17 protein-coding genes are annotated in these 19,337 nt (G+C 58.2%); 8 read left to right on the forward strand and 9 right to left on the reverse strand.

Translation table 11 applies throughout. The annotated features are described in order from the left end of the window. Positions 1–9: 9 nt before the first annotated feature. The 3 genes from F3I47_RS07440 to xseA form a co-directional block, all read right to left on the reverse strand. Entirely contained in the window at positions 10–342 is a 333-nt protein-coding gene (locus F3I47_RS07440; RefSeq protein WP_009088741.1) for a protealysin inhibitor emfourin, read from the reverse strand. Then, positions 339–1,352: a M4 family metallopeptidase gene (locus F3I47_RS07445; protein WP_009088742.1), complete on the reverse strand. Its 1,014-nt coding sequence runs from the start codon at positions 1,350–1,352 to the stop codon at positions 339–341. Before F3I47_RS07445 ends, F3I47_RS07440 begins: the two co-directional genes overlap by 4 nt. Before the next feature lie 261 nt (positions 1,353–1,613). Beyond that, a complete protein-coding gene (gene xseA / locus F3I47_RS07450) occupies positions 1,614–2,987 on the reverse strand; it encodes an exodeoxyribonuclease VII large subunit (protein ID WP_150028986.1) in 1,374 nt (457 codons plus the stop codon). 168 nt (positions 2,988–3,155) lie between these two features. On the opposite strand from xseA, the gene guaB reads away from it, so the two are divergent. The 3 genes from guaB (at position 3,156) to F3I47_RS07465 (ending at position 7,354) form a co-directional block, all read left to right on the forward strand. Beyond that, a complete protein-coding gene (gene guaB, locus F3I47_RS07455) occupies positions 3,156–4,622 on the forward strand; it encodes an IMP dehydrogenase (RefSeq protein WP_150028946.1) in 1,467 nt (488 codons plus the stop codon). A gap of 68 nt (positions 4,623–4,690) precedes the next feature. Next, complete coding sequence (gene guaA, locus F3I47_RS07460; protein ID WP_009088749.1) at positions 4,691–6,271, forward strand: glutamine-hydrolyzing GMP synthase; 1,581 nt, start codon at positions 4,691–4,693, stop codon at positions 6,269–6,271. 309 nt (positions 6,272–6,580) lie between these two features. After that, positions 6,581–7,354, forward strand: a complete 774-nt coding sequence (locus F3I47_RS07465) for a DUF3750 domain-containing protein (protein WP_150028945.1) — start codon at positions 6,581–6,583, stop codon at positions 7,352–7,354. Positions 7,355–7,386: 32 nt separating this feature from the next. Here F3I47_RS07465 and F3I47_RS07470 read toward each other — a convergent pair whose 3' ends face one another. Further along, the gene (locus F3I47_RS07470; RefSeq protein ID WP_009088756.1) at positions 7,387–7,566 is read right to left on the reverse strand and encodes a hypothetical protein; all 180 of its coding nucleotides are present in this window, start codon (positions 7,564–7,566) and stop codon (positions 7,387–7,389) included. A 187-nt stretch (positions 7,567–7,753) separates the two neighbouring features. On the opposite strand from F3I47_RS07470, the gene F3I47_RS07475 reads away from it, so the two are divergent. Both F3I47_RS07475 and F3I47_RS07480 read left to right on the forward strand, forming a co-directional pair. Next, positions 7,754–7,999, forward strand: a complete 246-nt coding sequence (locus F3I47_RS07475; RefSeq protein ID WP_140029703.1) for a hypothetical protein — start codon at positions 7,754–7,756, stop codon at positions 7,997–7,999. 20 nt (positions 8,000–8,019) lie between these two features. Continuing rightward, the gene (locus F3I47_RS07480) at positions 8,020–8,517 is read left to right on the forward strand and encodes an AlpA family transcriptional regulator (RefSeq protein ID WP_150028944.1); all 498 of its coding nucleotides are present in this window, start codon (positions 8,020–8,022) and stop codon (positions 8,515–8,517) included. Positions 8,518–8,520: 3 nt separating this feature from the next. Here F3I47_RS07480 and mgtE read toward each other — a convergent pair whose 3' ends face one another. The 5 genes from mgtE to ppk1 all read right to left on the reverse strand — a co-directional run bounded on the left by mgtE (position 8,521) and on the right by ppk1 (position 14,613). After that, positions 8,521–9,954, reverse strand: coding sequence for a magnesium transporter (mgtE, locus tag F3I47_RS07485; protein WP_009088760.1), 1,434 nt, complete (start codon positions 9,952–9,954; stop codon positions 8,521–8,523). 123 nt (positions 9,955–10,077) lie between these two features. Continuing rightward, positions 10,078–10,263 (reverse strand): YfgG family protein, encoded by a 186-nt coding sequence (locus tag F3I47_RS07490; protein ID WP_033736145.1) that lies wholly within the window; start codon positions 10,261–10,263, stop codon positions 10,078–10,080. Between the two features lie 101 nt (positions 10,264–10,364). Further along, positions 10,365–10,979, reverse strand: coding sequence for a tellurite resistance methyltransferase TehB (gene tehB / locus F3I47_RS07495; protein ID WP_009088764.1), 615 nt, complete (start codon positions 10,977–10,979; stop codon positions 10,365–10,367). Between the two features lie 41 nt (positions 10,980–11,020). Next, positions 11,021–12,547: an exopolyphosphatase gene (gene ppx, locus F3I47_RS07500; protein ID WP_009088767.1), complete on the reverse strand. Its 1,527-nt coding sequence runs from the start codon at positions 12,545–12,547 to the stop codon at positions 11,021–11,023. Positions 12,548–12,552: 5 nt separating this feature from the next. Continuing rightward, positions 12,553–14,613, reverse strand: a complete 2,061-nt coding sequence (gene ppk1 / locus F3I47_RS07505; protein ID WP_046102362.1) for a polyphosphate kinase 1 — start codon at positions 14,611–14,613, stop codon at positions 12,553–12,555. A 150-nt stretch (positions 14,614–14,763) separates the two neighbouring features. Between ppk1 and F3I47_RS07510 the strand changes: the two genes are divergently transcribed. Genes F3I47_RS07510 through pstB form a run of 3 tightly spaced genes read left to right on the forward strand, consistent with a single transcriptional unit; the run spans position 14,764 to position 19,262 of the window. Continuing rightward, positions 14,764–16,851, forward strand: coding sequence for an ABC transporter permease subunit (locus tag F3I47_RS07510; protein ID WP_150028943.1), 2,088 nt, complete (start codon positions 14,764–14,766; stop codon positions 16,849–16,851). Then, positions 16,848–18,482 (forward strand): phosphate ABC transporter permease PstA, encoded by a 1,635-nt coding sequence (gene pstA, locus F3I47_RS07515; protein WP_150028942.1) that lies wholly within the window; start codon positions 16,848–16,850, stop codon positions 18,480–18,482. The genes F3I47_RS07510 and pstA overlap by 4 nt, the downstream gene beginning before the upstream one ends. Positions 18,483–18,494: 12 nt before the next feature. Then, positions 18,495–19,262, forward strand: a complete 768-nt coding sequence (gene pstB, locus F3I47_RS07520; RefSeq protein WP_150028941.1) for a phosphate ABC transporter ATP-binding protein PstB — start codon at positions 18,495–18,497, stop codon at positions 19,260–19,262. Positions 19,263–19,337 lie beyond the last annotated feature (75 nt).

Below are 19,337 nucleotides of genomic sequence, written 5' to 3' on the forward strand. Positions count from 1 at the left end.
CTTTTTTGCTTATTTGCCGTCGCGCCACAGCGCCTGCAATTCGGGAGGGGCGACCTGTTCCGGGATCAGCAGCACAATGGTGCCGACCTCACGGCGGGTCGCATACTGGATCTGAATGCGAAAATAGCGCTGATCGCCACTGCCCACCTGCGCGGCTTTCTCCTCGGGTTCGCCCAGCGGCATCGCCTGTTCCAGCGCATGGCAGACGCGCTGTTTTTCAGGCGGTGGCAGATCGCCCAGCATAAAGCGACGCTCGGCGCGCAGCCCCGGAATAAAGGCCATGCCGCCTTCACGCGCGACGATGACCGTAGCGTCATCGGTGAGTTCGGGCAGTTCACTCATAGCACGCCAACCTCCTTCCACGCCTGTTCAATGGCACGGCCGACCGACGAATTAAAGCGCTTTTCACCATGCTGAACGGTGAAGCGGGCAAAGGTCTTGAAGTCCGCATCCTGAGGCAGCTCGTCGTCACACAGGGTGTCATACCAGGCGTAGCCTGCCTGCTCCCAGGCAAAGCCGCCCAGCGCGGTGGCCGCCAGATAAAATGCCCGGTTAGGAATACCGGAGTTGATGTGAACTCCGCCATTATCTTCACGGGTTTTCACATAGTCATCCATGTGCGCCGGTTGCGGATCTTTACCCAGCATCGGGTCATCGTAGGCGGTGCCGGGTTCAGACATTGAACGCAAACCGCGCCCATTGATGCCGCTTGCCAGCAGGCCTTCACCGATAATCCAGTCCGCCTCTTCGGCGCGCTGTTTCTTGCTGTACTGTTTGACCAGGGAGCCAAAGACGTCAGACAGGGACTCATTCAGTGCGCCAGCCTGCTCAAAGTAGATCAATCCGGCTTCATTTTCCGTGACGCCATGCGCGAGTTCATGTGCCACCACATCAATCGCAATGGTAAAGCGATTAAAAATTTCGCCGTCACCGTCACCAAATACCATCTGCTGACCGTTCCAGAAGGCGTTCTGATATTTTTCCCCGTAATGGACGGTACCGAGCAGCTTCAGCCCCTGATTATCCAGCGAGTTACGCTGATAAGCCTGCCAGAAAAAGTCATAGGTGACGCCGAGGTAGTCCCAGGCTTCTTCAGCCGCCACATCATCGCTGGCGGGCTGGCCCTCCTGTCGAATCAGCTTACCGGGCAGGGTTTCTCTGCCCTGGGCATCATAAATTTCCCGGTCCACATGGCCGCCCGCAGCCGTTTTAGCCACGGCGGGCTTTTGCCAGTGTTCTGCCATCAGGTGCTGAACGTGGGTGAGGGTGCGACGCGCCTGCGCCTGCTGGTGACCGGAACCGTGAGCAATGATCTTACGAAGGATATAGGGAGGAATAACGCAGTAAGCCATCTGAAACTCCTTGGCAGCTGAGAAAGAGGTACCGGAGAGTATAGACCCGTCAGGCAGACAACTTTGACAGGCCATCTGAAACTCCCTGGCAGCAGAGATGTACCGGAGAGTACAGACCCGTCAGACAGACCACGTTGACAGGCCATCTGAAACGCTCTGGCAGCAGAGATGTACCAGAAAGTATAGACCGGTCACGGCGAATGCACGCGGTAAATGAGACCAGCCATAACTGGAAAGGAAGGGCGATAAGAGCGGAGCGGGTCAGGAGGCGGTTTTGCGGCGACGCTTTTTCTCAGGCAGTAACTGTGTGACCTGGCTTTCGACCCAGCCATCATCCAGACGGGTGCGCAGCAGGTCGCCGCTCTGCAGCTGCGCCGTTTTTTTCACCACCTGTCCGGTGGTGTCGGTCGTGACGCTGAATCCGCGTGCCAGCGTGGCCAGGGGACTGACGCCCTCCAGTTGCGCTACCAGCTGACCAAACTGCTGTTTTCCGCTGCTCAGCTGAGTGGTCATACTCTGCTGCAGGCGGTAGTGCCAGCTTTGCAGCTGCTTCTGCGCTTCGAACAGGCGCTGCTGCGGCTGTTGGGCACTGAGCCGGTGCTGCAGGCGATCCTGCTGACGGGTAGCGTGACGCAGACGGGTTTCCATCGCATCCCCCAGACGCTGCTGCAGGCGGAAGAGGGCAGTCTGCTGGCGGGCCAGACGCAGCTGCGGATGCTGCTGCTGCAGGCGATGCTCCAGGCGGCTGTAAAGCCGCTGCTGGCGCGCCAGATAGTAATCCATCGCCATCTCCAGCCGCTGCTGCTGCGACTGCAGCTGACGCAGCAATTCAAGCTGATTGCGGCTGACAATTTCTGCTGCGGCCGACGGTGTGGGCGCGCGTAAATCTGCGACGAAGTCGGCAATGGTGACGTCGGTTTCGTGTCCGACTGCGCTGACGATGGGAATGCGGCTGGCAAAAATTGCGCGCGCTACCCGTTCGTCGTTAAAGCTCCACAAATCTTCCAGCGAACCGCCGCCGCGCCCGACAATTAACACGTCGCATTCATTGCGCAGGTTAGCGACTTCAATCGCCCGGACGATAGCCGCAGGCGCATCGACACCCTGCACGACAGCAGGATAGATGACCACAGGCAGGGAGGGATCGCGGCGATGCAGCACGCGTAACACATCGTGCAGGGCGGCGCCGGTCGCCGAGGTGATCACCCCGACCTGACGCGCCGGTTCCGGCAGCGGCTGCTTATGCTGCGGGTCGAACAATCCTTCGGTCGACAGTTTTGCCTTCAGCAGTTCAAACTGCTGCTGCAACAGCCCTTCGCCCGCCGGATGCATACTCTCGGCAATCAGCTGATAGTCGCCACGAGGCTCGTAAAGGGTGATGCTGGCGCGCACCAGCACCTGCTGGCCGTGCTGCGGACGAAAAGTGACGCGACGATTGCTGTTGCGGAACATGGCGCAGCGCACCTGCGCGCCATCATCTTTCAGCGTGAAGTACCAGTGACCGGAAGCCGGCTGAGTAAAATTGGAGATCTCGGCGCTGATCCAGACCAGGCCCATCTCTTTCTCCAGCAGCTGACGCACTGTCGTATTGAGACGGCTGACGGTAAAAATATTGGCGTTGGATGGCAGCGACATGTGACGAAGATCAAATTCCAAATCAGCAGGTTAATTCACCGATACTACAGGGCTGCCAGTGCGGATCAAGAGTTTTTCGTAAATAATAGTGGAGGCAATCGATTACGGCCTGTATAATGCCGCGGCAATATTTTATCTAATCTCAATCACCCGAGGTGGAGTATTGCCATGTTAAGAATCGCTAAAGAAGCACTCACTTTTGACGACGTTCTGCTCGTTCCTGCTCACTCCACCGTCCTGCCTAATACGGCCGATCTCAGCACACAGCTGACCAAAAATATCCGTTTAAACATTCCTATGCTTTCCGCTGCCATGGACACCGTGACCGAAGCGGGTCTGGCAATTGCGCTGGCACAGGAAGGCGGCCTTGGCTTCATCCATAAAAATATGTCGATTGAACGCCAGGCGGACGAAGTGCGCAAGGTGAAGAAACATGAGAGCGGCGTCGTGACTGAACCGCAGACCGTACTGCCGACCACCCCACTGGCTGACGTCAAAGCGCTGACCGAGCGCAACGGCTTTGCAGGCTATCCGGTAGTTAACCGCGACAATGAACTGGTTGGTATCATCACCGGTCGTGACGTGCGCTTTGTGACCGATCTCTCTCAGCCTGTTTCTGCGGTCATGACCCCGAAAGATCGTCTGGTGACGGTGAAAGAGGGTGAAGCGCGTGATGTCGTGCTGCATAAAATGCATGAAAAACGCGTAGAGAAAGCGCTGGTCGTGGATGACAGCTTCCATCTGCTGGGCATGATCACCGTTAAAGACTTCCAGAAAGCCGAACGTAAGCCTAACGCCTGTAAAGATGCGCAGGGCCGTCTGCGTGTGGGTGCCGCTGTCGGTGCCGGTGCAGGCAACGAAGAGCGTATTGATGCGCTGGTTGCTGCGGGCGTTGACGTGCTGCTGATTGACTCTTCTCACGGTCACTCTGAAGGCGTGCTCTCCCGTATCCGTGAAACCCGTGCTAAATATCCGGACCTCGAAATTGTCGGCGGTAACGTCGCTACCGGTGCCGGCGCACTGGCACTGGTTGAGGCCGGCGTCAGCGCGGTCAAAGTCGGTATCGGCCCTGGCTCTATCTGTACCACCCGTATCGTCACCGGTGTCGGTGTTCCGCAGATCACCGCCGTCTCTGACGCCGTGACTGCACTGGAAGGCACCGGTATTCCGGTCATCGCCGATGGCGGTATCCGTTTCTCCGGTGATATCGCCAAAGCGATCGCGGCGGGAGCCTCCTGCGTCATGGTGGGTTCAATGCTGGCGGGCACCGAAGAGTCTCCGGGCGAGATCGAACTCTACCAGGGTCGTGCATTTAAATCCTATCGCGGCATGGGTTCACTGGGCGCGATGTCCAAAGGCTCTTCAGACCGTTACTTCCAGACCGATAACGCCGCTGACAAACTGGTGCCGGAAGGCATCGAAGGCCGCGTGGCCTATAAAGGCCGTCTGAAAGAGATCGTCCATCAGCAGATGGGTGGACTGCGTTCTTGCATGGGCCTGACCGGTTGCCCGACCATTGATGAGCTGCGCACTAAAGCGGAGTTTGTCCGCATCAGCGGCGCTGGCATCAATGAGAGTCACGTACATGATGTGACCATCACCAAAGAGTCACCGAACTACCGTATGGGCTCGTAATTCCGATTTCCCGCCCGGCTTAAGCCGGGCGCTTTTATTTATTAAGTCACCGTTCTGGAACCCCCTCAATGACGACGGAAAATATCCATAAGCATCGCATTCTGATTCTCGATTTCGGCTCGCAATATACTCAGCTGGTGGCACGCCGCGTGCGCGAGCTTGGCGTTTACTGTGAACTCTGGGCATGGGATGTGAGCGAAGAGCAGATTCGCCAGTTCAACCCAAGCGGCATCATCCTTTCCGGTGGCCCGGAGAGCACTACCGAACTGAACAGCCCGCGTGCGCCGGAATATGTCTTTAATGCTGGCGTGCCGGTCCTGGGCGTCTGCTACGGTATGCAGACCATGGCGATGCAGCTGGGCGGCGCCGTTGCCGGTTCAAACGAACGCGAGTTCGGTTATGCGCAGGTTGAAGTGACCACGCCAAGCGCTCTGGTTCGCGATATCGAAGATGCGATCAGCGCGGCCGGTAAACCGCTGCTGGATGTCTGGATGAGCCACGGCGATAAAGTCACCGCTATCCCGGCTGACTTCGTAACCGTTGCCAGCACCGAAACCTGTCCGTTTGCCATCATGGCGAACGAAGAGAAGCGTTTCTACGGCGTGCAGTTCCACCCGGAAGTGACCCATACCCGTCAGGGCCTGCGGATGCTTGAGCGCTTCATCATCGACATTTGTGAATGTGAAGCCCTGTGGACGCCAGCCAAAATCATCGAAGATGCGGTAGAACGTCTGCGTGAGCAGGTAGGAAATGACAAAGTTATCCTCGGTCTGTCTGGCGGTGTGGATTCATCGGTAACGGCGATGCTGCTGCACCGTGCCATTGGCGACCGTCTGACCTGCGTGTTTGTGGATAACGGTCTGCTGCGCCTGAACGAAGCGCAGCAGGTGATGGATATGTTTGGCGATCACTTTGGTCTCAACATCGTCCATGTTCCGGCTGAGCAGCGCTTCCTGGACGCACTGGCGGGTATTGATGAACCTGAAGCCAAGCGTAAAACCATTGGTCGCGTCTTTGTGGAAGTGTTTGACGAAGAAGCGCTGAAGCTGGAAGACGTTAAGTGGCTGGCGCAGGGCACCATCTATCCGGACGTGATCGAGTCGGCGGCATCAGCCACCGGTAAAGCGCACGTCATCAAGTCGCACCACAACGTTGGCGGCCTGCCGAAAGAGATGAAGATGGGCCTGGTTGAGCCGCTGAAAGAGCTGTTCAAAGACGAAGTGCGTAAGATTGGTCTGGAGCTGGGCCTGCCGTACGACATGCTGTTCCGCCATCCGTTCCCGGGCCCGGGTCTGGGCGTGCGCGTGCTGGGCGAAGTGAAGAAAGAGTATTGCGATCTGCTGCGTCGTGCCGATGCTATCTTCATCGAAGAGCTGCACAAAGCGGATCTCTACAACAAAGTCAGCCAGGCGTTCACCGTCTTCCTGCCGGTTCGCTCGGTCGGTGTGATGGGCGATGGCCGTAAATATGACTGGGTGGTTTCATTGCGCGCAGTGGAAACCATCGACTTTATGACCGCTCACTGGGCGCATCTGCCGTATGATTTCCTGGGCCGCGTCTCTAACCGCATCATCAATGAAATCAACGGGATCTCCCGCGTGGTGTATGACATCAGCGGTAAGCCACCGGCGACGATTGAGTGGGAGTAATCGGCCTGTAGCCGGTTAACCCTGACGAGGTTCAAGCCCGCTTCTCAGCGGGCTTTTTTCTGCCCTGGCTGCGCGCCGATCCACCGTTTTAACCTTTCAGCACATCCGCACCCGAACCTGGTGGTTTTCTGTTCACTTTGCCGCAAATTGCGCTATTCTGCTGGTCAGCAAAAGCACGTCGGGTTTCCTGTCTGACGCCCGCTTTTGACTCGCCGCTTTTACCGATTGTCCATATCTCAAAGCCGCCGCTTAAGGAAACCGCCCGCACCGCAGGCGTTTCCTGATTCTGACGCCACCAGGAATGTTGTCATGCTCTCACTCAAAGTGTTCAGCCTGTTTTTTGTTGTCGTATTGCTGCTCTCTCTGGGAGCCAGTATCGCCCAGGCGACCCGTCACAGCGAAACCGCAGAGCGGGGCGGCTGGTGGTCGGCGCGACGCGATTCAGCCGGTATTGCGCCCGACCCACGCGCCTTCGCTAATCTGGCTATCGTGCAGGTCTATGCCGCGCCCACCTATGGCTGGAAAGGGCGGGTCGCGGTGCATCCCTGGATCATCTTCAAACGTGCCGGTGAAACGCACTACAATCGCTATGAAGTGATCAGCTGGGGCAGTGGCGATAAAGTGCGTCACAATACCAATCTTCCTGATGGCTACTGGTATGGTGCAAAACCGCGGCTGCTGGTGAACCATCGCGGACCCGAGGCAGAAGCGATGATCCCGCAGATTGAAGCGGCTATTCAATCCTATCCCTGGCCGACGACCTATCACGCGTGGCCGGGGCCCAACAGCAATACTTTCCTGGCGCACATTGGTCGCGAAGTCCCGGCCTTAAAACTCGATTTGCCTGCGAATGCCCTGGGCAAAGATTACCGGCCACTGTGGCGTCCGGTCGGGCTGCCGCCATCCGGGCGAGGGCTGCAGGTATCGGTTCTGGGTGTGGCGGGCGTCACGCTGGGAGCGGAAGAGGGGTTCGAAGTGAATCTGCTGGGTCTGAACATGGGCCTCGACTTTACCCCGTTCCGCCTGCGGTTGCCGTTTATTGGCGGGCTGGGTAACGACAACCTGCAGCAGGATAAGCCCTGATCGTCTGGCCCCGCTAACGGGGCCGGTTTGTTTCAGCACACGCCAAAATCGCCCTCTTCGTGATAGAGGTTAACGCTCTCTGCCTTCACTTCAATCTCTTTTTTGGTCGCATCATCCACCCGTGCGCAATACAGGGTGTCACCTTCAACGCGCAATACCTGCATTTTAGGGCCACCGGTTTTCGACTGAACAAAATCCTCTGCTTTAAACATAGTTTCTCCGTCGTGAGTCGTGATTGCTGCCAGCATCGCGCTGACATTTTTTGCGTAACGTTTTCCAGTGTAGATCCTGACCGTTTTACTGTGTGAAAAAGTCTGCGCATGCTCAGCCGGATAAGAATATTTCTTCTGGTTGTCAGTTGACAACTTACTAATCCGACGGCAGGATAGTGGAGGACAGATGGCAAGGAAGCGGCATCCTGATAAAGAGATCGAAGCGGCGTTACGTTATGCCGAATCCCACGGCTGGCTGGTCGTTACGGGCGGTCATCACGCCTGGGGCAAAATGTACTGCCCGAACATGCTGCTGAGATGCCGCTGCGGGGAGTTTTGTCTGACCTGTATCTGGAGCACGCCAAAAAATGCGCATAACCATGCCCGTGCGCTCCGGCGAGTGGTCGACAATTGTGATTATCTGACGTCCTGAGAGTGCATAAGGAGAGGCATATGGAATATTGTTTTACATTACGGTTCAGCCTGCCGGAAGGGCATGCGCCGGCAGATGAGATGATGGAAGTGCTGGCCGCAGCCGGCTGTGACGATGCGCTGATCGGTCTGGGGACGCCGGGGCGAATCGCACTGGAGTTTACCCGGGAGTCAGGCTCTGCGACGGAGGCACTGGCAGAGGCAGAAGCGGCGGTCCTGCGCGCGATACCGGGTGCCACGCTGGTGGAAGCGGCGCCTGACTTTGTGGGACTGACTGACGTAGCCGAGCTGATCGGCATGTCGCGGCAGAACATGCGCAAGCTGATGCTCAGCCACCGCCCGCCATTTCCGCTGCCGGTGCATGACGGCAAAACCGCCATCTGGCACCTGGCAGATGTACTGGAGTGGCTGAACCAGCGCGGTAACTATGTGCTGCCGGTGGCGACCCGGGAACTGGCGCAGGTGACGCGCCAGCGTAATCTCTGCGGGTCACTGCAACGCTACGGTCTGCTCGCCTGAGGGTCAGTGCGTGGTCAGAAACAGCGTCGCCAGTCCCAGGAAGATAAAGAATCCGCCGGTGTCGGTGATGGCGGTAATCAGAACGCTGGAGCCGACGGCCGGATCGCGCTTCAGTCTGGTCATCACCAGCGGTACCAGCACGCCCATCAGCGCCGCCAGCAGCAGATTAAGCGCCATGGCCAGCATCATGACACCGCCCAGCGCCATATTGTCATACATCAGCCAGGTGATGCCGCCCATGATGCCGCCCCAGAAGAGGCCGTTGATCAGCGCCACGCCCAGTTCACGGACGATCAGAAACGAGAAGTTACCCGGCTCCACCTGATGCAGCGCCAGCGCGCGCACAATCATGGTGATCGTCTGGTTACCGGTATTGCCCCCGATCCCGGCCACAATCGGCATCAGTGTCGCGAGGGCGACGATTTGCGAGATGGTCCCTTCAAACAGCCCGATAACGCGTGAGGCAACAAAGGCGGTACAGAGGTTGATCGCCAGCCAGGCCCAGCGTTTACGGACTGACTTATGCACCGGGGCAAAGACATCCTCTTCCTGACTGATACCACCCATCTTACGGATATTGCTTTCGTTTTCGGCATTAACCAGATCGATGATATCTTCAATGCTCACACGGCCAATCAGTTTGCCTTTTGCATCGGTAACGGCGGCAGAGATGAGGTTATAACGTTCAAAGGCGCTGGCGGCGTCTTCAGCCTTGTCATTAAGCTGGAAGGTGGTAGGGCGTGCGTTCATCACCTCGCTCACCAGCGTTTTGGGCTTATTCAGCAGGATATCGGTCAGCAGCAGTTCACCCAGCAGCTGATTATCTTTATTCGTGATGAAGAGCTTATCGGTGCCGCCCGGCATACTTTTGCGCTTGCGCAGGAAACGCTGCACCGTCGCCAGCGTGACATCTTCACGCACCGTCAGGATGTTGAAATCCATCACCCTGGCGACGCGGTCGCGGTCAAACTGCACCATGCTGAGCATCCGGGCGCGCAGGCCAGGTTCCACGGTGGCCAGCAGGCGTCCGGTCAGGTCACGCGGCAGATAGCGCGCCAGCCAGACCTGATCGTCGATATCCAGCGGCTGGATGGCGCGCAGGATATCGCGGTCGCTCATCTCCTCCGTGAGGCTGGCCCAGACCGTTTCTGATGCTTCAACCAGCACGTGACCGCGCCGCTCGTTTGGCACCAGCCGCCATAGCGCCTGGCGCTCCTCTTCCGGCAGGGCTTCGAGAATATCGGCAAGGTCAGCGGCATGCAGCTGAAGAATATCCTGTTCCAGCGCTTCACGCTGGGCCGCATTTTCACGTTGCTGTTCAGGCGGCTGATCGCCGGATTTCTCCAGCAGGGCATCAACCAGATCGTGTTCATTGAGCAGCAGCGTCAGAATGCGATGACGGGTTTCACTTAAACGTTGAGAGTGAGAGGCAGACACATTGGATCCCTTTAGTCTGAAAGCACCAGCACGAAGTGTAGCGTTTCGCCTGAAAAAGGGATGCAAAAAAGCGTCCGATCGGTCGGATAACGTTTTAAATTCAGTTCAGAAGGGGACTGTGCGTTAGCGGGTATCGCCTGATGTCACTGTAACCGGTCCAGGCGTCGCTTTCTGTTGCTGATGATGTTCGAAGGCAGCAGGCAGGATGAAAATCAGGCGACTAAAGAGAATGATAAAACTGATCAGCAACACGATGCGGGTCATGGTGCCGGTTTTCTGACGTCTTCGGGGAGAAATAGCGCTGTTCACGCGGGGTGGTTCCTGTAGTGACCCTCATCGGGGCGATTGCAATATTTAGTCACAGTCGCCCGATGAAATCAATCGCTGTTGAAAAAAACAGCAGATAATGATCAGTAACTCGCTTTCTGCGCCAGCAGCGTGGCAAAGCGGCAGGTGATGCGCTGGCCGTTTTCATCTTTACGGTGCAGCTGGCCGGGATGCTCGTTGTACTTCACGATGTGCCAGTTGCGATAGTAGTGACTGAGTTCACCCGATTTAAACGCAAAAGAGAAATCAGCCGGGCAGGGCATATCGTCCGTATTCATCGCCGCGACAATCAGGTTAAAGCCATATTTCACCGTGCAGGCCTGCATGTCCGCAATCAGCTGTGGAATGGTCTGCGGCTGCAGAAACATCATCACCACGGTCGACAGCACAAAGTCATAGCCGCCATTGAAGCGCGTCGTGTTCAGGTCATGCTGCGCGGTGTGGATACCGCTGAGGTTTTCCTGCGTCACAATCTCCTGCAGGCGCGCCAGACTTTGTGGATTGTGATCCCACGCCGTCACGTCAAATCCCTGCTGATTCAGAAACAGCGTGTTACGGCCCACGCCACAGCCAAGATCCAGCGCCTTGCCGACGGTGAGCTGGGGCAGCGCCGCAACCACTTCAGAGTGAGGCGGAGTCAGGCCATAGGTTTCGGCGAAGTAGTTTGCGCCTGAAAGCAGTGTGGTTGGTTGTGTCATAGTCATCAGTTCAGTTAAAAGGGCGCCAGGCGCCCGTAAGGTCAGGCTTCTTCTTTAAGGATCAGTTTCCATCCCGTCACGTCATTCCAGTAAACCTGCTCACGTTCGAGATCGAGCTGAACCAGGTTGTTCTGACTGAAATAGCCTGCCGGGAAGGTCAGCGTCCAGTGGCCGTCATCACACTTCAGGCTTAACGCATCCGGGCGCGTCGTGGCCTGGCGCTGATTATTGAGCAGCGTACCCAGGCGCAGCAGGAAAATCAGCGGAATAAACTGCTTTTTCTTGAACAGCGTGACGCGCGGCAGCTCATCAAGTTTAATCGCTTTGCGATGGAATCTGACCAGCGCAGCCAGCAGCATCTGCTGATCCTGATTGAAACCGGGCAGGTTGGTGTTTTGCAGGATATAGGCGGAATGACGCTGCAGCGCGCTATGGTTAATGGTCAGGCCGACTTCATGCAGCATGGCCGCCCACTTCAGCAGCGCAGCCAGTTGCGGATTGGCCAGCTTAGGATTCTGCTCGCTCCACTGCACATAAAGCTGCTCGGTGGTGTCAAGCACGCGTCGCGCCTGATCGCTGTCGATGGCGTAGTGATTCGCCAGACTCTGTGCGGTCCGGCTGCGAATATCCTGATGGCGGAAGCGGCCTTCCATCTCATAGAGCACGCCTTCACGCAGTGCACCGTCAGAGAGGCGCAGCTCGCGGATCGCCAGTGCATCAAATACGCCACAGAGAATCGCCAGTCCCGGCACGAAGACGTTTTTGCGCTCTTCAGAGAGGCCCGGCAGGCTCAGTGCCGCAAAGGATTTATGCTTCATCACCTCGTCATAGAGCTTGTCGAGACGCTCAGGGGTGATCAGCTTCTCTTTCTCATCCATCGCCTGCAGCACTTCACAGGCGGCTTTGATGGTTCCGGACGCCCCCAGCGCATATTTCCAGCCATGCAGACGATACTGCCACGCCAGCGTTTCCAGCTTCTGCGCGGCCGCTAAACGGGCACGACGGAAGTTTTCACGGCTGATTTCCCCCTTAGGGAAATAGAGCTGGGCGAAACTGACGCAGCCCATGCGGCGGCTCTCAACCAGCTGCGGTTCAAAATCCTCGCCAATCACCAGCTCGGTCGAGCCGCCGCCGATGTCGATCACCAGCTTGCGGCCTTTTTCCGGCTGCGTATGCTCCACGCCCATAAAGATCAGACGCGCCTCTTCATGACCTGAAATCACCTCGATCGGGTAGGGGATCACCTCAGCCGCCCGCTGCAGGAAGGTTTCGGCGTTTACCGCCTCACGCAGCGTATGGGTGCCGACAATCGTCACGTTGCTCGGGCTGAACCCCTGCAGGCGCTCGGCGAACAGCGCCAGACAGGCTAAGCCGCGCTCCATCGCCTCTTCGCTGAGTTTGTGCTGAGCATCCAGCCCGTCAGCCAGATGGACGCGCTGCTTCAGGCGACCCAGCACCTGCATCGCACCGTCGACGACTCGCGCAATCACCATATGGAAACTGTTCGAGCCCAGGTCAATCGCCGCAAACTCCTGGGGTTTAGGCGTACTTTTATGAGAAATTGGCATAGGATTTAGTCAGGTTGTTCCAGTTTCTTGATGTAATCATAGATGGCCAGCTGCGAGCGCACTTTACGGCGATTGCCTCGCTGGACGTAATGGTTACTCAGCTCTTTGTCGACGATGCGGGCTTTCACCGTATCACTCAACTGAATGGCAATAATGTCGAGTATGCGCTGCCGGATGCGTGGATCGAGAATCGCCACCGCCACCTCGATACGGTAATCAATATTACGCGTCATCCAGTCAGCGGAGGAGAGGAACACCTTCTTATCGCCGCCATTCTCAAAAATATAGACGCGATCGTGTTCCAGATAGCGGTCAACAATACTGATGACGCGAATGTTCTCGCTGATCCCCGGCAGATCCGGGATCAGTGAGCACATGCCACGCACCAGCAGATTGACTTTTACCCCTACGCTGGAGGCTGTATAAAGCCGATCAACCAGCCCTTTGTCCACCAGATTGTTTATTTTCAGAGTAATGCCGGAGGGCTTCTGCTGCTGGGCATTGGCGATTTCGGTGTCGATCAGTTCATACAGCATCCGGCGTGAGTTCTGCGGAGACACCATCAGGTGATCAAACGTCACGGGCCGGTAGGGGTTCTCAATAAAGTTGAACACCCGACGCACTTCGTTGGTGATACGCGCATCGGCGGTCAGCAGGGAGTAGTCCGTGTAGAGCCGGGCGGTCTTCTCGTTAAAGTTGCCGGTGCCGATATGGGCATAGCGCACAATCTCTTCCCCTTCACGGCGTGAAATCAGGAACAGCTTGGCGTGGATTTTCAGGCCAGGGGCGGAGAAAATCACATGCACACCGGCTTCGGTCAGGCGTTTAGCCCAGTAGATGTTGGCTTCTTCATCGAAGCGCGCCTGCAGCTCAACCACCACCGTGACCTTCTTACCGTTATACGCGGCGTGGATCATCGCATCCATGATGCGCGAGTGTTTGGCGACGCGGTAAATATTGATTTTGATCGCCAGCACGCTCGGGTCAAACGACGCCTGACGCAGCAGCTCCAGCACATGCTCAAAGGTGTGATAAGGATAATAGAGCAGCACGTCGCGGTCGCGGATCGCATCAAAGCCGTTGCGGTAGCCGTCGAAGCCGATGTGGCGGATCTGCGGCAGCGGACGATTTATCAGGTTGTTTTTGCCGACGTTCGGGAAGCCGATGAAATCTTTAAAGTTGTGATAGCGACCACCGGGCAGAATCGAATCGAAGTTAGAGATAGAGAGCTTGTGGCACAGCAGTTCAACCATCGCCTCCGGCATATCGCGCTGATAGACGAAACGCACCGGCTCTGCCGTCAGTCGCTGCTTCAGGCTGGAGGACATCAGCTCCAGCAGGCTCGACTCCATCTCCGTCACCAGATCGTACTCGGCGTCACGCGTCATTTTCATGGAATAGGCGTTGAGCGCGTCGTAGTCGTAAAAGCCTTTGAAAATATCATCCAGGCAGTAACGTAAAATGTTGTCGAGCAGGATCATCGGCTTACGGCGACGCGGTGGCTCAGCCGGAAGATTGATAAAGCGCGGCACCTTGTCGGACGGGATCTCCAGCAGCGCATAGCGGATGTCGTCACCCCGGATAATCTCGACCGCCAGGTAGGTGTAGTCATCTTTAAGAAATTCGGTCAGGTCGGTTTCATGGGTGATCAGAATCGGCGAGATGTGCTGACGCAGCTCATGCTTAAAGTAGTGACGCAGCCACGCCTGCTGATTGGGCGACAGCTGACGTTCGTTGATCAGGAAGATCTGGTTGCGCGCCATCTCCAGCAGCAGTTCGTTATAGAGGGCATCGAACTCCTGATCGGACTTCATCACCCGCTGCTGAATTTTCTTAAACAGATGACGTGGCGTACTGGCGGAACCCTGCTCTTCACCAATCAGAATACGGCGTTTCAGGTCGGCAAAACGCACTTTATAGAATTCATCGAGGTTGTTGGAGTAGATACCCAGAAAGCGCATCCGCTCAATCAGTGGATTGCTTTTATCTGCCGCTTCCTGCAAAACCCGTTCATTAAAGGATAACCAGCTCAATTCTTTTTCAATATAAAGCTTTACCTGACCCATTCTCACTCCATTTAGCGGTTGCAGGACTGAAGATCCAGTGTCCCTGAACATTATGGCGAGAGTATGGCAGCGTTGTCCAACGCCAGGAGTTGTCTTATCAACCCGCTACGGGCAACATAGCGGCTTATTTCAGCCTGCTGCCGGAACCGCATGAGCGTAAACCACATTCCTGTCCAATTCAGCGATCGTAAGCGTCGTGCCATTGACCGCCTGACGCGGCGGCTGGTTACCTGCTGCGGCGTGGCGATCCTGCTGCTGATGCTGCTGCTGTTCTGCTGGCTGATTGGAGTGGTACTGCCGCTGTTTACGGCGCCGGGTCTGCAAATCGCCTCCAGCCAGCAACTCTGGGATCGTGCGCCTGCATTAGCGATGGGCAATCAGGGCAAGGTCGGCTGGCGTATCAGCGATCGCGGCGCGGCGCGTTTTATTCCGCTGGATGGGCAGCCCGCAGAACCGGCACTGGCGCTGACGCCACCACCGGGTGCGATTGTGCAGAGTGCCGACGGGCAGACGCTGCTGCTCAATATTGAGGGAGCGCTGACGCTGCTGCAGCCCACAGCCGACCAGCAGTGGCGCTTTCCGCTGGGCGACAAACCCTTTCATCTACCCGCTGGCGCGGTGACGAAGATGGCGCTGGCAACCCGCCATGCCGATCAATGGCGTATCGCGGCGCTCACCCAGGCCGGACTTCAGGTGCTGACGATCGGCACCGATCGTCAGGCTGCTATTCTCTCGCTGCCTCAGCATCAGCTTGATCTGCTGGCGCTTTCACCGACAGGCGATCTGCTCTACACCACGGAAGGCAATCTGCTGCGCGTCTGGCAGCTGGGTGATGCACAGGCGTCATTACGCGAAACGCACACCCTGCCGCAGCCGCCGCAAAGCCTGCACCTGCTGGTGGGCGGTGCAAGCCTGCTGATTCAGGATCGCAGCGGCGTGACACAGTGGTTTGCTGTGGCCGGCGAGCAGGGGCCGCGCCTGCAGCGCATAAAGACCTTCGCGGAAAGCGACGGTGAGACGCTTCTGGTGACGGAGCCGCACCGTCGCGTGTTCGCCACACTCAGCAGGCAGGGGCTGCTGCGGCTGTTCGCCAGCAAGCAGAGCGGCCCGATACTGGAGCGTCAGCTGGCGCCCGGCATCGTACAGGCGCAGTTTTCACCCCGCGGCGACAGCCTGCTGATTGAGCGGCCCGGACACTGGCAGATGCTGCGGCTCGATAACCCGTGGCCCGACGTCACGTGGCGTAATTTCTGGCAGAAAATCTGGTATGAGAACTATCCCGCGCCGGACTGGGTCTGGCAGTCGACCGCCGCGGGCGACGGCTATCAGGCAAAGTTCAGTCTGGTGCCGATGGTGACGGGCACGCTGAAAGCGGCCGGGTTAGCGCTGCTGTTTGCCACGCCGCTGGCGCTGGCCGCCGCCATGTACACCGCGTGGTTTATGGCCCCCGGCCTGCGACGCTGGGTGAAACCGGCGATTGAGATGATGGGGGCGCTGCCGAGTGTGGTGGTCGGGCTGATTGCCGGACTCTGGCTGGCACCGCACATCGGGCAGGCCCTGCTGGGGGTGCTGCTGCTGCCGCTCACCCTGGCGGGCGCGCTGCTGCTGTGCGGGGTATTCAGCGCCCGCTTACCGCCGCGCTGGCGTCAGCCCGGTCGCGAAGTGCTGATTCTGCTGCCGCTGCTGCTGTCAGTGACGCTGCTGACGCTGTGGCTGCCCGCTCGATTTATGCCGGATGCCGGCGACTGGCTGCCGCATTATGAACAGCGAAATCTGCTGGTGGCCGCGCTGGCGATGGGCTTTGCGCTGGTGCCGCTGATCTTTACCCTCTCGGAAGATGCGCTCTTCAGCGTCCCCGCGGCGCTGGGACAGGGCTCGCTGGCGCTGGGCGCGACGCCGTGGCAGACGCTGACCCGCGTGGTGCTGCCCGGTGCCTCTGCCGGTATTTTTGCCGCGCTAATGGTCGGTCTGGGGCGCGCCGTGGGAGAAACCATGATTCTGCTGATGGCGACCGGTAACACGCCGCAAAGTGAAGGGGGCCTGTTCAGCGGCCTGCGCGCGCTGTCCGCCAATATCGCTATCGAGATGCCGGAAGCGGCGGCGGGCAGTGCCCACTACCGGGTGCTGTTTCTCAGCGCTCTGCTGCTGCTGCTGTTTACGCTGGTTATCAACACCATTGCAGAGCTGATCCGTCAGCGGCTGCGTCAGCGATACAGTCAGCAGGAGGAGCAGGCATGAAGATGATGCGCCAGAACGATCGCTGGCGGTGGTTAACCGCTGGCGCGGTAGCCGTCTGCCTGCTCGCCTTTACGCTGCTGATTGGTTTGCTGGCCTGGCAGGGGGTGCGTGCCTTCTGGCCGCAGCGCGTTGACCTTTACAGCTTCACCCAGCCGGACGGCGGCGAGACGCGCCTGCTGGGTGAAACGCTGGAGCATCAGCGGCACTTTCCCGCCCCGGCCGATGAGCAGGGCAACCAGGGTGAGAAGGTTCATCGCTATCTGATTAAGACCGGTAACCGGGAGTGGGATGCGCCCGATTTCCGCGTGGTTTACAGCCGTCAGGCGGCGCAGGTCACTCAGCCCGCCGATGTCATGGTGCTGCAGCGGCGCGGCCACGGTCAGGCCTATGGCTGGTTTGTCGGGCTGCGTGAAGACAATGAAGAGTTAACCGCCAGAGACCCGGATGCGCTGCTGCATCAACGGCTCGGGCAGGTGCAGACCCTAGTGCGCCAGGCCAGCCAGATCCGCCGGGTCGATATGGCGCGTCTCAACAGCCAGCGGGAGCAGTTAGACGAGCAGGCGGAGGCACGACGGGCCGCCGGACGCTTTGATTTGCAGACTGAGTCGGAATTTCAGGCCAATCAGGCCGCCCTGCAGCGCCGTTTCAATCAGCTGAGTGAGACGCTGGCCTCTCTGCAGCAGCAGAGTCAGCGCGATCTGCTGATCCTGCGGGATGTGCACGGCACCGAACATGCGATTCCGCTGACCGACATTGTGGACAGCTGGAAGCCCAATGCGATGACGCCAGGCGGCAAAATGCTGCATTTCCTGCATCAGCTGTGGCGCTTCGTCAGCGACTCCCCTGCGGAGGGCGAGAGTGAATCGGGCGCGTTTCCGGCCATTTTCGGCACCGTGCTGATGGTGCTGCTGATGTCGGTGGTGGTGATGCCGCTGGGTGTGATCGCGGCAATCTGGCTGCATGAATATGCCGGACGTCATGCGCTGACCCGGCTGGTGCGTATTGCGGTGGTCAATCTGGCGGGCGTCCCCTCGATTGTCTATGGCGTCTTTGGCCTGGGCTTTTTCGTCTGGCTGGTGGGCGGCACGATCGACCAGCTCTTCTTCGCCAGCGCGCTGCCCAATCCGACGTTTGGCACGCCAGGGCTGCTGTGGGCCTCACTGACGCTGGCGTTACTGACGCTGCCGGTGGTCATTGTCGCGACCGAAGAGGGGCTGTCCCGTATTCCCAACAGTCTGCGACAGGGTTCGCTGGCGCTGGGCGCAACGCAGGCGGAAACCCTGTGGAATGTGGTGCTGCCTATGGCGGTGCCCGCGATGCTGACCGGCCTGATCCTGGCGGTGGCGCGGGCGGCCGGGGAAACCGCACCGCTGATGCTGGTGGGGGTAGTAAAAATGGTGCCGGAGCTGCCGGTAGACGCGGTGTTTCCTTATCTGCATCTGGATCGCAAGTTTATGCATCTGGGCTTCCAGATTTACGATCTGGCGTTTCAGAGCCCGAATATTGAAGCTGACCGGCCGCTGGTGTTTGCCACCGCGCTGCTGCTGGTGCTGATTATTCTGTCGCTTAATCTGCTGGCGATGGCCCTGCGTCACCGTCTGCGTGAACGCTATCGCCTTATGACTCAATAACAGGCTATGACTATGACGTCCGACACGGATATGGCGCTTACCGTTAACCATCTGTCGCTGTGGTATGGCGAGCGCCAGGCGCTGCAGGATATTTCGCTGCAGGTGCCGAAAAACAGGATCACCGCGCTGATTGGTCCCTCAGGCTGTGGTAAATCGACGCTGCTGCGCTGCTTTAACCGCATGAATGATGTGATCGATCACTGCCGGGTTGAGGGAGAGGTGCTGCTGGGCTCGCTGCCGATACTGCGACCGGAGCAGGATCTCTCCGCGCTGCGGCGTCGGGTCGGGATGGTGTTTCAGCGGCCGAATCCGTTTCCCAAGTCGATCTATGAGAATGTGGTTTACGGGCTGCGCCTGCAGGGGGTTCGCGACCGGCGGGTGCTGAACGAAGCCTGTGAGCGTGCGCTGCGTGCGGCGGCGCTCTGGGGCGAGGTGAAAGATCAGCTTTCTCAGAATGCGCTGGCGCTCTCGACCGGACAGCAGCAGCGGCTGGTGATTGCCCGCGCTATTGCGATTGAACCGGAGGTTCTGCTGCTGGATGAACCGACCTCTGCGCTGGACCCTATTTCGACGCTGGTGATTGAAGAGCTGATGACCACGCTGAAGCAGCATTTCACGCTGGTGCTGGTGACACACAATATGCAGCAGGCTTCTCGCGTGTCAGATTACACCGCGTTTATGCATCAGGGCGTGCTGGTGGAGTTTGATGAGACCGACCGTATCTTCACCGCGCCGAAACAGCGCCGGACCGAAGATTATATTACGGGGCGTTACGGCTGAGTCCGCAACGGGAAAGGGGCGCTCTGTCACCGGCTCAGGGGGCCTGTGTCCTGCGTAAAGACGCAAAAGACGCTT

The sequence above is a fragment of the Pantoea sp. M_10 genome (genome assembly GCF_008631515.1).
GTDB classification, from domain to species: domain Bacteria; phylum Pseudomonadota; class Gammaproteobacteria; order Enterobacterales; family Enterobacteriaceae; genus Pantoea; species Pantoea anthophila.

Coding starts and splice junctions, on each gene's coding strand:
- F3I47_RS07480 (WP_150028944.1), top strand. CDS start 8,020: ATGGAATATTGTTTTACATTACGGTTCAGCCTGCCGGAAGGGCATGCG.
- pstB (WP_150028941.1), top strand. CDS start 18,495: ATGACGTCCGACACGGATATGGCGCTTACCGTTAACCATCTGTCGCTG.
- F3I47_RS07440 (WP_009088741.1), bottom strand. CDS start 342: ATGAGTGAACTGCCCGAACTCACCGATGACGCTACGGTCATCGTCGCG.
- pstA (WP_150028942.1), top strand. CDS start 16,848: ATGAAGATGATGCGCCAGAACGATCGCTGGCGGTGGTTAACCGCTGGC.
- F3I47_RS07475 (WP_140029703.1), top strand. CDS start 7,754: ATGGCAAGGAAGCGGCATCCTGATAAAGAGATCGAAGCGGCGTTACGT.
- F3I47_RS07510 (WP_150028943.1), top strand. CDS start 14,764: ATGAGCGTAAACCACATTCCTGTCCAATTCAGCGATCGTAAGCGTCGT.
- F3I47_RS07470 (WP_009088756.1), bottom strand. CDS start 7,566: ATGTTTAAAGCAGAGGATTTTGTTCAGTCGAAAACCGGTGGCCCTAAA.
- F3I47_RS07465 (WP_150028945.1), top strand. CDS start 6,581: ATGCTCTCACTCAAAGTGTTCAGCCTGTTTTTTGTTGTCGTATTGCTG.
- guaB (WP_150028946.1), top strand. CDS start 3,156: ATGTTAAGAATCGCTAAAGAAGCACTCACTTTTGACGACGTTCTGCTC.
- ppk1 (WP_046102362.1), bottom strand. CDS start 14,613: ATGGGTCAGGTAAAGCTTTATATTGAAAAAGAATTGAGCTGGTTATCC.
- guaA (WP_009088749.1), top strand. CDS start 4,691: ATGACGACGGAAAATATCCATAAGCATCGCATTCTGATTCTCGATTTC.
- tehB (WP_009088764.1), bottom strand. CDS start 10,979: ATGACACAACCAACCACACTGCTTTCAGGCGCAAACTACTTCGCCGAA.
- F3I47_RS07445 (WP_009088742.1), bottom strand. CDS start 1,352: ATGGCTTACTGCGTTATTCCTCCCTATATCCTTCGTAAGATCATTGCT.
- xseA (WP_150028986.1), bottom strand. CDS start 2,987: ATGTCGCTGCCATCCAACGCCAATATTTTTACCGTCAGCCGTCTCAAT.
- ppx (WP_009088767.1), bottom strand. CDS start 12,547: ATGCCAATTTCTCATAAAAGTACGCCTAAACCCCAGGAGTTTGCGGCG.